This is a genomic window from Blastococcus sp. SYSU DS0753 (assembly GCF_054051175.1).
The window spans coordinates 1-12,627 of the sequence record NZ_JBJHAT010000013.1; the positions used below are offsets into that span (position 1 = coordinate 1).

The following is a 12,627-nucleotide window of genomic DNA, read 5'->3' on the forward strand; positions in this document are numbered from 1 at the left end:
CCCCCCCCCCCCCCCCCCCCCCCCCCCCCCCCCCCCCCCCCCCCCCCCCCCCCCCCCCCCCCCCCCCCCCCCCCCCCCCCCCCCCCCCCCCCCCCCCCCCCCCCCCCGGCCCGGATCAGATCAGTCGTGGTCACTCACCCGCAGGGGCGGCGTCGGCCGGAGCCTCGGCGGGCGTGTCGGCGCCGTCGGCGGCGACCGGCGCGAGGCTGATCTTGCCGCGGGCGTCGATGTCGGTGATCTCGACCTGCAGCTTGTCGCCGACGTTGGCGACGTCCTCGACCTTGCCGATGCGCTTGCCGCCACCGAGCTTGCTGATGTGGACCAGCCCGTCCTTGCCCGGGAGCAGGGAGACGAAGGCACCGAACGGCGTGGTCTTGACGACCGTGCCGAGGAAGCGCTCGCCGACCTTCGGCATCTGGGGGTTGGCGATGGCGTTGATCCGGTCCACCGCGGCCTGCGCCGAGGGGCCGTCGGAGGCCCCGACGTAGATCGTGCCGTCGTCCTCGATGGTGATGTCGGCGCCGGTCTCGTCCTGGATGGCGTTGATCATCTGCCCCTTGGGGCCGATGACCGCACCGATCTTGTCGACCGGGATGCGCACCGTGGTGACCCGCGGCGCGTACGGGCTCATCTCGTCCGGCGCGTCGATGGCCTCGTTCATCACGTCGAGGATGTGCAGGCGGGCCGCACGTGCCTGGGTGAGCGCACCGGCGAGGACGTCGGAGGGGATGCCGTCGAGCTTGGTGTCCAGCTGCAGCGCGGTCACGAAGTCGCGGGTGCCGGCGACCTTGAAGTCCATGTCACCGAAGGCGTCCTCCGCACCGAGGATGTCGGTGAGCGCGACGTACTCGGTCTTCCCGTCGACCTCGTCGGAGACCAGGCCCATGGCGATGCCGGCGACCGGAGCCTTCAGCGGCACACCGGCGTTGAGCAGGGCCAGCGTCGAGGCGCAGACCGAGCCCATCGAGGTGGAGCCGTTGGAGCCCAGCGCCTCCGACACCTGACGGATCGCGTAGGGGAACTCCTCGCGGTCGGGCAGCACCGGCAGCAGCGCGCGCTCGGCGAGTGCGCCGTGGCCGATCTCGCGGCGCTTGGGCGAACCCACGCGGCCGGTCTCACCCGTGGAGTACGGCGGGAAGTTGTAGTTGTGCATGTAGCGCTTGCGGTCCACCGGCGAGAGGGTGTCCAGCTGCTGCTCCATGCGCAGCATGTTCAGCGTGGTGATCCCCAGGATCTGGGTCTCGCCGCGCTCGAACAGCGCGGAGCCGTGCACGCGGGGCACGACCTCGACCTCGGCCGACAGCGGCCGGATGTCGGTGAGTCCACGACCGTCGATGCGCACCTTGTCGCGCAGGATGCGCTGCCGGACGACCTTCTTGGTCAGCGCGCGGAAGGCACCGGAGATCTCCTTCTCCCGGCCCTCGAACTGACCGGCCAGCGCGGCCTTGACCTCGTCCTTGAGCGCGTCGGTCGCGTCCTCGCGCTCCTGCTTGCCGGCGATCTGCTGGACCTGGGCCAGCTTGTCGCCGACCTGCGCCTCGACGGCGGCGTAGACGTCGTCCTGGTAGTCGAGGAAGCGCGGGAACTCCGCGGCGGGCTTGGCGGCCTTGTCGGCGAGCGCGGACTGCGCGTCGCACAGCGCCTTGATGAACGGCTTGGCCGCCTCGAGGCCCTGCGCCACGACCTCCTCGGTCGGGGCGGGCGCGCCGCCGGCGACCAGCTGGACCGTCTTCTCGGTGGCCTCGGCCTCGACCATCATGATCGCGACGTCGCCGTCCGGGAGGACCCGACCGGCCACGACCATGTCGAAGACGGCGTCCTCGAGCTCGGCGTGCGTCGGGAAGCCGACCCACTGGCCGTTGATCAGCGCGACGCGGCAGCCGCCGACCGGGCCGGAGAACGGCAGCCCGGAGAGCTGGGTGGACGCCGAGGCGCCGTTGATCGCCAGCACGTCGTAGAGGTGCGCCGGGTCCAGCGACAGGACGGTGATGACGACCTGGACCTCGTTGCGCAGGCCCTTGGCGAACGTCGGGCGCAGCGGGCGGTCGATCAGCCGGCAGGTGAGGATCGCGTCCTCCGACGGCCGGCCCTCGCGGCGGAAGAACGAGCCGGGGATGCGCCCGGCGGCGTACATCCGCTCCTCGACGTCGACCGTCAGCGGGAAGAAGTCGAACTGCTCCTTGGGCTGGCGCCCGGCCGTGGTGGCCGACAGCAGCATGGTGTCGCCCATGGTGACGACGACGGAGCCGGCGGCCTGACGCGCGAGCCGGCCGGTCTCGAAGGTGATCGAACGGCTGCCGAATGCGCCGTTGTCGATCACCGCGGTGGCGGTGGTGACCCCGTCCTCGGGGTCGAACTCGGCGGCGATGGGGCCGCTGGTGGTGGGTGCGGACATCTGTCCTTCTCTCGTCTCGTCGCGCCGGCCTCGTACCGGTTCGCGACTCCTCTTACGGCGAGCGTTCGCCGTCTGCGCCCGGGGCGACCGGTGCTCGATCGAAGCCCTCGGGCCATGCCGTTCCCCGTCCGGGGTCCGGCCACTCCTCCCGGGGGCCACTACCGAGGACCGGCCCTGTGCGGGCGGCCGACGGAGGTCCCGCCTGGCCCGTGCGGCGGGTGCCGCACGAGAGAGGGGACCGACCCGGTGATCCGGAGCGGTCCCCTCGACGTGCTAGCGGCGCAGGCCGAGCCGCTCGATCAGCGACCGGTAGCGGTTGATGTCGGTCTTCGCCAGGTAGTTCAGCAGCCGACGGCGGCGGCCGACCAGCAGGAGCAGGCCCCGCCGGCTGTGGTGGTCGTGCTTGTGCATCTTCAGGTGCTCGGTCAGGTCGCTGATCCGGCGGGTCAGCATCGCGACCTGCACCTCGGGCGAACCGGTGTCCTTCTCGACCGTCGCGTAGTCGGTCATGATCTGCTGCTTGGTCGCGCTGTCGAGCGCCATGGTTCGCCTCCTGGGCGGGTCACGTGTGGCCCTCGGTCCGACTCACGAGGGCAGGTGAACACACACGTCGGTCACCCGACGTTGCTGCCAACCTTACACACCGCCCGGGCGAGGACCGGGTCCCGCGTCAGCGGAGCCCGAGCAGACGCCGGGTGTCGGCCACGTCCTGCGCCATGGCGGCGAGCAATCCGTCGACGTCGGGGAAGGCGGCCATCGGCCGGAGCCGGTGGGCGAACTCCACGCCGACGTGCTCGCCGTAGAGGTCGCCGTCGTAGTCGAGCACGTAGGCCTCGACGGTGCGGCGGCTGCCCTGGAACGTCGGGTTGGTCCCGACCGAGATGGCCGCGGGGAACCGGTCGCGGCTGGCACCGCTGCGCGGGTCACGGGTCACGAGGTGGCCGGCGTAGACACCGTCGGCGGGGATCGCCGTGTACGGGGGCGTCTCCACGTTGGCCGTCGGGTAACCGAGGTCCCGCCCCCGGCGGTCACCACGCACCACGACGCCGTCCACCCGGTGCGGCCGGCCCAGCGCGCGGGCCGCCGGCACCATGTCCCCGGCGGCGACGCAGGCGCGGATGTAGGTCGAGGAGATGGTCACCTCACCGTCCTCCGACGCGTCCTGCGCCAGGGCCATCCCCTCGACCGCGAACCCGAAGCGCCGTCCCTCCGCGGTCAGCGACGCCACCGTGCCGGCGGCGCGGTGGCCGTAGGTGAAGTTCTCCCCCACGACGACCTGGGCCGCGTGCAGCCGCTCGACGAGCACCGTGTGGGTGAACGTCTCCGGCGGGAGCTTCATGAACTCCGGGGTGAAGGGCAGCACGCACATCGCGTCCACCCCGAGCTCCGCGACCAGCTCCGCCTTCCGGTCCAGCGACGTGAGGATCGCGGGGTGCGAACCCGGCCGGACGACCTCGGCCGGGTGCGGGTCGAAGGTCAGCAGCAGGCACGGACGGCGCATCGCCCGGGCGCGCGCGACGGCGGCCCCGATCAGCTCCTGGTGCCCGCGGTGGACGCCGTCGTACATGCCGACGGTGACCACGGTCCGCCCGAGGTCCCCCGGGGTGGCCTCCAGCCCCCGCCAGCGCAGCATGCGACCGCCTCCAGCCGCGATCAGGAGACCCGGTGCAGCCAGCCGTGGGTGTCGGCCACCCGCCCGTGCTGGATGTCCAGGAGGGTCTCCCGCAGCCGCATGGTCAGCGGGCCGGGCTCGCCGTCGCCCACGGTGAAGTCACCGGTCCGCGCCTTGACCTCGCCGACGGGGGTGATGACCGCGGCCGTCCCGCAGGCGAAGGTCTCGGTGATCGAGCCGTCGAGCGCGCCGCTGCGCCACTCGTCGAGGGTCACCTTGCGCTCGGTCACCCGGTGCCCGAGCTCCCGGGCGACGGTGATCAGCGAGTCGCGGGTGATGCCCGGCAGGAGCGTGCCGGAGAGCTCGGGGGTGACCAGCTCGGCGTCCTCGCCGGAGCCCAGGACGAAGAAGAGGTTCATCCCGCCCAGCTCCTCGATGTAGCGCCGCTCCACGGCGTCGAGGTAGACGACCTGGTCGCAGCCCAGCTCGCCGGCCTGCTGCTGGGGGCGGAGGCTCGCGGCGTAGTTGCCGGCGCACTTGACGTCGCCGGTTCCGCCGGGCGCGGCCCGCACGTAGTCCTCGGAGACGAAGACCGAGACCGGGTGCACGCCGCGCGGGAAGTAGGCGCCGGCCGGGCTGGCGATGACCAGGAAGAGGTACTCGTGCGCCGGGCGGACACCGAGGAAGGACTCGCTGGCCAGCTGGTACGGACGCAGGTACAGCGTCTGGTCGGGCCCGGTCGGCACCCACTCGCGATCGGCGTCCACGAGCGCGTCGACGGCGGCGAGGAACGCCTCCTCGGGCACCGGCGGCATCGCCAGCCGCTCGGCGCTGCGGACGAAGCGCGCGGCGTTGGCCTCCGGCCGGAAGGTGGCCACGCTGCCGTCGGGCTGGGCGTAGGCCTTGAGCCCTTCGAAGATCGACTGCGCGTAGTGCAGGGCGGCCGTGCCCGGGTCCATCGGCAGCGGGCCGTACCGGGTGAGCCGGGCGTCGTACCACCCGCGGCCGGCCTGGTAGCGGGCCACGAACATGTGGTCGGTGAAGTAGCGGCCGAACCCGGGGTCCGCCAGCAGCTCCTCGCGCTCGGCCGTGGGGCGGCGCTGCACGTCCTCCACGACCACCGGCACGCCCTCGACGAACGTCCGGGACGAGGTACGGCTGTCGGCGAGCGTCTCGGTCATGGCTCCTACCTGACGGGCGGGTGTTCGGACGGAGCGGCGAGCGCCGGATCCGCGGGCTCACCCTAGCCCGCGCCCGCGCGGGAGCCGACGGCGAAGCACCCCCGGCGCCCGCGGCCGCGCGACGATCGGCGGCCACCCCAGGGGCGGCGCCCGGTCACCCGGACGTCGCCCGGGGGCCACCCGGCCGCCCTAGGCTCCGGTGGATGGGCGGGGATCCGGCGCGGACCCCCGCGTCCGGGGCGCTTCGCGCCGTCGGGTTCGGGATCACCGTGCACGCGGCCCGCCTGGTGGTCATCCTGGCCACCCTCGCGCTCGGGCCGCTGGCCGGGATCTCCGGCTGGTACCTGGGGCTGGCGGCGAACGTCGCCTGCACCGTGTACGCCGTCGCGCTGGTCACCCGGATGCGGCTGTGGCGCTCGACGGGCCTGCTCCGCCTGCTGCCCTCCCGCCTGGCGCTGCTGTCCCTCCTCCCCCTGGTGGCGGAGGCGGCGCTGTGGGCGCTGCCCGGAGGCATCACCGTCCGGGCACCGGGGCTTCCGCTCTGGCTGCTGACCCTGCTGCTGGTCGGTGTCAACGAGGAGCTGATCAGCCGGGGCGTGGTGCTCTCCAGGCTGCGGCGCGACCTCCCGGTCGGGGTCGCCGTCCTGGTCACCGCTGCCCTCTTCGGCGCCCAGCACCTCTCGCACCTGGTCACCGGCGACCGCGCCCTCTCCGACGTCGCGGTGAACGTCGTCCTGTCCGGCGTCTACGGTTTCGCCCTCGCCGCCTTCCAGGCCCGTTTCACCTGGCTGTGGCCGCTGGTGCTGGTGCACGCGGCCACCGATGTCACGTCGGTGCTCGGGCAGGAGGCGCCCACCGGCTGGTACGTGGCGGCGCACGCCGGCCTGCTGGCCTACGGGATCCTCCTGCTGCGCGGCCGGCCGGCCGACCCGGTTCCGGGACGGCCGGCGTCCGGGTCCGCGACGGTCAGGCCTGGTGGTCCTGGTTGACCTTCGGCCCGGCGTACTCCAGCACCTCGTAGGTCCACACGTGCGCCGAGTGCGGGGCGGCCGAGGCGAGGGTGTCGCCGCCGCCGTCGTGGGCGCGGTCGAAGTCCTGGCTGGACTGCCATGCCTCGTACGCCTCGACGCTGCTCCACCGCGTGTAGACCAGGTACTGGTCGGTGCCCTCGACCGGCCGCAGGAGCTCGAACCACTCGAAGCCCGGGGTGCTCTCCACGGCTCCGGCACGCCCGCGGAACCGCTCCTCGAAGCGCTCCTGCTTGTCCTTCGGCACGGTGATCGCGTTGATCTTGACGACGCTCATGGTCGTCCCCTTCCCGGTCGGCGCGGCCGCCAACCCCACGGCCACCCGCCCGTGCGGCACGCTGGCGCAGGTGAGCGCACCCCGCACCACGGACCTGGGCTTCGCCCGCCTCGACCTCGACCGCGAGGCCCGCACCGGCACCCCCGAGGTGGTGTACGCGGCCGGCAAGACCCCAGCGCAGACGGTCGCCTGCCTCGCCGGCCTGCTCGAGGGGTCACCGGCGGCGTTCGCCTGGGCGAGCCGGGTCGACGACGCCACGGCCGAGGCGATCCGCGAGCGCTGGCCCGACGCGGTGGTCGACGAGGAGGCGCGGTGCGCGTTCGTGGGGACTCCGCCGTCCCCGGTCGGCGAGGTGCTGGTCCTCACGGCGGGCACCTCCGACGGCCCGGTGGCCGCGGAGGTGGCCGCCACCCTGCGCGCGTGCGGCGTGGGATACCGGCGGGTGGACGACGTCGGGGTGGCCGGCGTGCACCGGGTGCTGGCGGTCGCGCCGGACCTGGCGGCGGCCGACGCGATCGTCGTCGCCGCCGGGATGGACGGCGCGCTGCCCAGCGTGGTCGCCGGCCTGACCGACCGCCTCGTCGTCGCCGTCCCCACCTCGGTGGGCTACGGCGCGGCGTTCGAGGGGCTGGCAGCGCTGCTCACCATGCTCACCGCCTGCGCCCCCGGGGTGCTCGTCGTGAACATCGACAACGGGTTCGGCGCCGGGGTGGCCGCCGCCCGGATCGTGCGCTCGGCTCAGCGGTAGCGGACGGGGTCGGGCAGCAGCTCGTTCATCGCGCCCGACCGGAAGCCCCGGGGATCGAGCTCCACCCGGCCGAAGCCGGGGACGGCGGTGGGCAGGTCCACCCGGGCGGCGACCTCGTCCACCAGCGCGGCGTCCACCTCGACCCGGGCGACGTCGTCCCCCAGGTCGCGCACGCGCAGGTCGCGCACCGGCAGACCCGCACTCGCGAGGGCCGAGCGCAGCGCCACCTCCGCGCGCTCGACCCGGGCCAGGGCCTCGGCGCTCACCGGCACGCCGTAGGCGATCCGGCTGGCCAGGCATGCGGCGGCGGGCTTCCCGGCCAGCGGCAGACCCCAGCGCCGGGCGGCGGCGCGGACGTCGTCCTTGGTGAGGCCCGCCCGCGCCAGCGGCGCCCAGGCACCGCGTTCGGCGGCAGCCCGGATCCCCGGCCGGAAGCCGGCCACGACGTCGTCGGCGTTCGTCCCGGTGACGACGTCGGCGATGCCCAGCCGCGCCGCCAGCGGCATCAGGACGTCGACCAGCTCGGACTTGCAGAAGGCGCACCGGTCGCCGCCGTTGGCGCGGTACCCGGCGCGGGAGAGCTCGTCGGTGCGCGGCCGCTCGTGCCGGACGCCGAGCGACGAGGCGAACTCCCCGGCGCCGGCCATCTCGGCCGTGGGCAGGCTCGGCGAGACGGCCGTGGCCGCGACCACCCGCCCCGGGCCCAGCGCACGCACCGCGGCGGCGAGGAGCACCCCCGAGTCCACGCCCCCGGAGAACGCGACGACCACCCCGGGCAGCGGGCGGAGCTGCGCGTCGAGGTCGGCCAGCCGGGCGTCGAGGGTCACGGCCGCCAGGCTGCCACCGGCTCAGGCCGGCGGGAAGCCGACGACGACGCGGGCGGTGCGGCCGGCGTCCTCGACCAGCGCCGCCAGGCGGCCGTCGGGGTCCACGGCGGCGTGCAAACCGGCGGCCCCGGTGGCCGGGATGCGCTGCCCGTACCCCAGCGCCCGCGCCTCCTCGGCGGCGAGCGCGCGCTCGGGGAAGACCAGCCGGGCCGCCTCGGTGAGCCCCAGGAACCCGGGGCCGCCGCCGGCCACCAGGGAGGCGGCGGACTCCTCCACCGTGCCCGCCTGCGCGACGGTGAACGGGCCGGAGGCGGTGCGGCGCAGCGCGGTCAGGTGGCCGCCGACGCCCAGCGCCGCCCCGGCGTCGCGCGCGATGGCCCGGATGTAGGTGCCGGCGGTGCACTCGACGGTGACGTCGGCGTCGACCAGGTCCGGCTCCGGCCGGGCGATCCGGTGCACCTCGAGGCGGTGCACCGTGACCGCGCGGGGCTCGAGGACGACCTCCTCCCCCGCGCGCACCCGGTCGTAGGACCGGCGGCCGTCGACCTTGACCGCGCTCACCGCCGACGGCACCTGCCGCAGCGGCCCGGTCTGCGCCGCCAGGGCCGCGCGGACGGCGTCGTCCGGCACGTGGGCGGTCGAGGCGGAGCTCAGCAGCTCCCCCTCGCGGTCGTCGGTGACGGTGGCCTGCCCCAGGCGGATCGTGGCCTCGTAGGTCTTGTCGTGGCCGCCGACGTACCCGAGCAGCCGGGTCGCGGTGCCGACACCCAGCACCAGCAGGCCGGTGGCCATGGGGTCCAGGGTCCCGGCGTGGCCGACCTTGCGCACCGACAGGGCGCGCCGGGCGCGCGCGACGACGTCGTGGGAGGTCATGCCGCCGGGCTTGTCCACCAGCAGCAGACCGGGCGGTACGTCGGCGTCGGGGCGTCTCGGGCTCACCCGGCAACCGTCTCAGGTGCCCGCAGCCAGCGGTCACCCGCCACCCGCACCAGCACGGCGAGCAGGCGCAGCCCGATGAACAGCGTGAGACCGGTCCAGATGCCGGCCAGCCCCAGGCCCAGCGGGGCGGCGAGCAGCGACAGCGGCAGGAAGCCGACGAGGGCGGCCGCGATCGTGACGGTGCGCAGGTAGCCGACATCCCCGGCGCCCATCAGGACGCCGTCCAGGGCGAACACCACGCCGGCCAGCGGCTGGAAGCCGGCGAGGAACCACCAGACGACGGCGGCCTGCGCGAGCACCGCCGGGTCGTCGGTGAACAGCGGCGGCAGCACCCCGCGCAGCGCGACCAGCGCGGCGGCCACGAGGCAGCCGGTGACCAGCCCCCAGACGGCGACCCGACGCGCGGTCGCCCGGGCGTCGTCGGGACGCCCGCCGCCGAGCGCCTGCCCGACCAGGGTCTGCGCGGCGATCGCGTAGGCGTCGAGCACCAGCGCGAGGAAGAAGAAGAGCTGGAGCGCGATCTGGTGGGCGCCCAAGGCGGCGGTCCCGGCCCGGGCGGCCACGCCGGCGGCGACGAGGAACGACAGCTGCAGCACCGCCGCCCGCAGCAGCAGGTCCCGGCCGATGACCAGCTGGCGCACGATCGCGGCGGGCCGCGCCCGCCAGGCCGCCCCCTCGCGCAGCAGCGCCCGCACGAACAGCGCCGCGGTGAGCGCCTGCCCGACCACGTTGGCCACGGCGGAGCCGACCAGGCCCAGCCCCGCTGGGTGCACCAGCAGCGGGCACAGGACGAGGCTGAGCAGGCTCCCCGCGACGACGTAGCGCACCGGTCGGCGCAGCTCCTGCACGCCGCGGAGCCACCCGTTGCCGGCCAGCGAGACCAGCAGCAGCGGGGCACCGAGCGAGGCGACCCGCAGCCACTGCTCCCCCGCCTCGGCGACCGGGCCCGCGCCGCCGGCCAGCGCCCGGGTCAGCGGTCCGGCCAGCGCCTGGAAGAGGGCCAGCACGAGCAGGCCCAGACCGACGGCCAACCACGTCGCCTGCACGCCCTCCTCGACGGCGCCGGCCCGGTCGCCGGCCCCGGCCCGGCGGGCGGCCCGCGCGGTGGTGCCGTAGGCCAGGAAGTTCAAGAGCGCGGCCGCCCACGCCAGCAGGCCACCCCCGACGGCCAGGCCGCCCAGCGCGACCGTCCCGAGGTTGCCGACCACGGCGGTGTCCACGAGGAGGTACAGCGGCTCGGCAGCGAGGACGACCAACGCCGGCAGGGCGAGGGAGAGGACGGACGCCGGGCGCGACGGGAGCCCCGCCGGGTCCCGCTCAGCGCCCCGATCGGCCTCGGTGCGGGGGCCCGCGCCGGGCGTGCGAGGCGTGGGGGGCTCGGTCCTTCTAGGCACCTGGTCGCGGGGGGAGGCCGGAGGCCGACACCGCGTCCAGCTCGCGGCGCAGGGCCTCGATGGTCATCTCGCGATCGAGGGAGGAGGTGTACCCCGCGGCGGCCCGGTGCCCGCCACCGCCCAGCGCCATCGCCACACGGGCGACGTCGGTCCGGCCGCGGGAGCGGAGCGACACCGACCAGGACCCGTCGTCCTGCCCCTTGAGCACGCAGGCCACGTCGGCCTCCTCCGTGGCGCGGACGACGTCGACCAGCGCCTCGAGCTGCTCGCCGGGCAGGCCGTGCTCGCCGGCCTCCGCGGTGCTCGACCAGGTCCAGACCAGCCCGGCGCCGACCCCCGGTTCCAGGACCGCCCGGCCCGCGACGACCGAGAGCAGCCCGAGCCAGCTGAACGGCGCGGTGTCGAAGAGGCGGCGGCTGATCGCCGCGTGGTCGATCCCCGTGGCGAGCAGGCGCGCGGCGAGCTCGTGGGTCTCGGGGCGGGTGCTGCCGAACCGGAAGGAGCCGGTGTCGGCGGCCAGGCCGGCGTACAGGCAGGTCGCCAGTCGGTCGTCCAGCGCGACACCGAGGCCGTCGAGCAGGTCGGCCACCAGCGTGACCGTCGCCGGTGCGGCCGGGTCCACCAGGCGGACCCGGCCGAAACCCGGATTGCTCGCGTGGTGGTCGACGACCACGGAGGTCCCGGCACGGTCCAGCAGCGGGGCCAGCTCTCCCAGCCGTCCCGGGGAGGCCGCGTCCAGGGCGACGAAGACGTCCGGGGAGGACGGCACGTCGGCGGACGGCACCAGCCCCTCGGCGCCGGGGATCCACCCGAGCGAGGCGGGCAGCGTGAACGGACCGGGGAAGGTGGCGAGCACCCGGGCGCCGCGCCGGCGCAACGCCTCGGCGAGCGCGAGGCAACTGCCCAGCGCATCGGCGTCGGGCTGCACGTGGCCGGACAGCACGACGGTCGCACGCGATCGCGCGGCCTCGGCCAGTACCGCGGTCGCCGACCGGGTCGCGTCCGCCAGATCCGCGGCGGGGCGCTCGTCGGGGACGGGGGTCACGCGCCCGGATCGGGGTCGGCCATGCGGCCGCCCTGGTGCTCGGTGATGTCGCCCCCGCCCACCGGGTAGCCGGGGCCGCCGTCGTCGGGCTCGTCGGCCGCGATGCTGGGCGCCTCGCCGATCTGGCCGCGCTTTCCGCCGTCGGTCGGGTCGCCGGTGTCCGGCACGGGTGCACCGCCCAGCACCGATGTGCCGTGGCCCTCGTCGGGCTCGTACGGGTCGGGGTCGTTCTCGGTCACTGCGCACTCCTCGTGTCGGCGGCGTCCTCGGATCCGTCGTCGACGGGGTCGGACGCCACCATGTCGTCCTCGTCGTCGTCCGCGTCCTCCACCGGCTTCCGGTAGGGGTCCGGCTCGCCGGCGTAGCTGGCGCCCTCACGGGCGCGGGCCAGCTCCGCATCGGCGTGCCGCGCCCGCTCGAGCGCTTCCTCGAGCTCACGCGCGGTGTCGGGCACGATGTCGGCGACGAAGGTCAGCGAGGGGACGAACTTGATCCCGGTCTGCCGTCCCACGGTGGAGCGCAGCACACCGGTCGCACTGCTCAGCGCCTTGGCCGAGTCGGCGACCTGGGTCTCGTCGCCGTACACGGTGTAGAAGACCGTGGCCTCGCGGAGGTCGCTGGTCACCCGGGCGTCGGTGACGGTCACCATGCCCAGGCGGGGGTCCTTGATCTGGGACTCGATCGCGGCGGAGACGATCTGTCGGATGCGCACCGCGAGCTTGCGGGCGCGGGCCGGATCGGCCATCGGGACCTCCTGGTGCGTGGATGGAACGGCCCCCTCGCAGGGCCCCGCCGCGAGCCTGCGAGCGGTGGGGGGCGAGGGGGTCCTTCTAGTCGGTGTCGCTGAACAGCTGCCGGTGCGTGGACAGCAGCGTCACCTCCGGCCGCTCGGCCAGCAACCGTTCGCAGGCGTCCAGCACGTCGGTGACCTGGGCTGCCTCCCCCGCCACGGTGGCGACCGCGACCTGCACCCGACGGTGCAGGTCCTGGTCGCCCACCTCGGCGGCGGCGACGGCGAAGCGGCGGCGCAGTTCGGCCACGATCGGTCGCACGACCGATCGCTTGCCCTTGAGCGAGTGGACGTCGCCCAGCAGCAGGTCGGCGGTCAGTGCCCCGGTGAACACCGTGCACCTCCCACCGACCCGCTACTGGTGACGTACTGGAACGGCTCCGCTGCAGGG

14 protein-coding genes are annotated in these 12,627 nt (G+C 75.0%); 2 read left to right on the plus strand and 12 right to left on the minus strand.

All coding sequences use genetic code 11. The annotated features are described in order from the left end of the window. Positions 1-130: 130 nt before the first annotated feature. The 4 genes from ACI799_RS11645 to ACI799_RS11660 all read right to left on the minus strand — a co-directional run bounded on the left by ACI799_RS11645 (position 131) and on the right by ACI799_RS11660 (position 5,188). Entirely contained in the window at positions 131-2,395 is a 2,265-nt protein-coding gene (locus tag ACI799_RS11645) for a polyribonucleotide nucleotidyltransferase (protein ID WP_456588747.1), read from the minus strand. 273 nt (positions 2,396-2,668) lie between these two features. Then, positions 2,669-2,938 carry a 30S ribosomal protein S15 gene (rpsO, locus tag ACI799_RS11650; RefSeq protein ID WP_113812701.1) on the minus strand — a complete coding sequence of 90 codons (270 nt, stop codon included), beginning with the start codon at positions 2,936-2,938 and terminating at the stop codon, positions 2,669-2,671. Positions 2,939-3,065: 127 nt separating this feature from the next. Further along, positions 3,066-4,028 carry a bifunctional riboflavin kinase/FAD synthetase gene (locus tag ACI799_RS11655; RefSeq protein ID WP_456588748.1) on the minus strand — a complete coding sequence of 321 codons (963 nt, stop codon included), beginning with the start codon at positions 4,026-4,028 and terminating at the stop codon, positions 3,066-3,068. Between the two features lie 20 nt (positions 4,029-4,048). Further along, complete coding sequence (locus tag ACI799_RS11660) at positions 4,049-5,188, minus strand: branched-chain amino acid aminotransferase (RefSeq protein WP_456588749.1); 1,140 nt, start codon at positions 5,186-5,188, stop codon at positions 4,049-4,051. Between the two features lie 203 nt (positions 5,189-5,391). Between ACI799_RS11660 and ACI799_RS11665 the strand changes: the two genes are divergently transcribed. After that, positions 5,392-6,177 (plus strand): CPBP family intramembrane glutamic endopeptidase, encoded by a 786-nt coding sequence (locus tag ACI799_RS11665; RefSeq protein WP_456613117.1) that lies wholly within the window; start codon positions 5,392-5,394, stop codon positions 6,175-6,177. On the opposite strand, the gene ACI799_RS11670 is transcribed toward ACI799_RS11665, so the two are convergent. Then, a complete protein-coding gene (locus ACI799_RS11670; RefSeq protein WP_456588751.1) occupies positions 6,155-6,493 on the minus strand; it encodes an antibiotic biosynthesis monooxygenase family protein in 339 nt (112 codons plus the stop codon). The genes ACI799_RS11665 and ACI799_RS11670 overlap by 23 nt on opposite strands. On the opposite strand from ACI799_RS11670, the gene larB reads away from it, so the two are divergent. Further along, the gene (gene larB / locus ACI799_RS11675) at positions 6,474-7,241 is read left to right on the plus strand and encodes a nickel pincer cofactor biosynthesis protein LarB (RefSeq protein ID WP_456588752.1); all 768 of its coding nucleotides are present in this window, start codon (positions 6,474-6,476) and stop codon (positions 7,239-7,241) included. The two genes, ACI799_RS11670 and larB, sit on opposite strands and share 20 nt — an antisense overlap. Here larB and larE read toward each other — a convergent pair. From larE to ACI799_RS11710, 7 genes are all read right to left on the minus strand, one after another. Beyond that, positions 7,232-8,068: an ATP-dependent sacrificial sulfur transferase LarE gene (gene larE / locus ACI799_RS11680; RefSeq protein ID WP_456613118.1), complete on the minus strand. Its 837-nt coding sequence runs from the start codon at positions 8,066-8,068 to the stop codon at positions 7,232-7,234. The genes larB and larE overlap by 10 nt on opposite strands. A gap of 21 nt (positions 8,069-8,089) precedes the next feature. Beyond that, positions 8,090-9,007, minus strand: coding sequence for a tRNA pseudouridine(55) synthase TruB (gene truB / locus ACI799_RS11685; RefSeq protein WP_456596893.1), 918 nt, complete (start codon positions 9,005-9,007; stop codon positions 8,090-8,092). Further along, positions 9,004-10,263 carry an MATE family efflux transporter gene (locus ACI799_RS11690; protein ID WP_456599904.1) on the minus strand — a complete coding sequence of 420 codons (1,260 nt, stop codon included), beginning with the start codon at positions 10,261-10,263 and terminating at the stop codon, positions 9,004-9,006. Before ACI799_RS11690 ends, truB begins: the two co-directional genes overlap by 4 nt. 130 nt (positions 10,264-10,393) lie before the next feature. After that, positions 10,394-11,446, minus strand: coding sequence for a DHH family phosphoesterase (locus ACI799_RS11695; RefSeq protein ID WP_456599903.1), 1,053 nt, complete (start codon positions 11,444-11,446; stop codon positions 10,394-10,396). Further along, positions 11,443-11,685 carry a hypothetical protein gene (locus ACI799_RS11700; protein WP_456599902.1) on the minus strand — a complete coding sequence of 81 codons (243 nt, stop codon included), beginning with the start codon at positions 11,683-11,685 and terminating at the stop codon, positions 11,443-11,445. Before ACI799_RS11700 ends, ACI799_RS11695 begins: the two co-directional genes overlap by 4 nt. Beyond that, a complete protein-coding gene (gene rbfA / locus ACI799_RS11705; RefSeq protein WP_456588758.1) occupies positions 11,682-12,191 on the minus strand; it encodes a 30S ribosome-binding factor RbfA in 510 nt (169 codons plus the stop codon). The genes ACI799_RS11700 and rbfA overlap by 4 nt, the downstream gene beginning before the upstream one ends. An 85-nt stretch (positions 12,192-12,276) precedes the next feature. Beyond that, positions 12,277-12,570, minus strand: a complete 294-nt coding sequence (locus ACI799_RS11710; RefSeq protein WP_456596898.1) for a DUF503 domain-containing protein — start codon at positions 12,568-12,570, stop codon at positions 12,277-12,279. Positions 12,571-12,627: the final 57 nt, after the last annotated feature.

Excerpts from the sequence above, each read along its gene's own strand:
- ACI799_RS11645 (WP_456588747.1), bottom strand. The coding sequence starts at position 2,395 with ATGTCCGCACCCACCACCAGCGGCCCCATCGCCGCCGAGTTCGACCCC.
- rpsO (WP_113812701.1), bottom strand. The coding sequence starts at position 2,938 with ATGGCGCTCGACAGCGCGACCAAGCAGCAGATCATGACCGACTACGCG.
- ACI799_RS11655 (WP_456588748.1), bottom strand. The coding sequence starts at position 4,028 with ATGCTGCGCTGGCGGGGGCTGGAGGCCACCCCGGGGGACCTCGGGCGG.
- ACI799_RS11660 (WP_456588749.1), bottom strand. The coding sequence starts at position 5,188 with ATGACCGAGACGCTCGCCGACAGCCGTACCTCGTCCCGGACGTTCGTC.
- ACI799_RS11665 (WP_456613117.1), top strand. The coding sequence starts at position 5,392 with ATGGGCGGGGATCCGGCGCGGACCCCCGCGTCCGGGGCGCTTCGCGCC.
- ACI799_RS11670 (WP_456588751.1), bottom strand. The coding sequence starts at position 6,493 with ATGAGCGTCGTCAAGATCAACGCGATCACCGTGCCGAAGGACAAGCAG.
- rbfA (WP_456588758.1), bottom strand. The coding sequence starts at position 12,191 with ATGGCCGATCCGGCCCGCGCCCGCAAGCTCGCGGTGCGCATCCGACAG.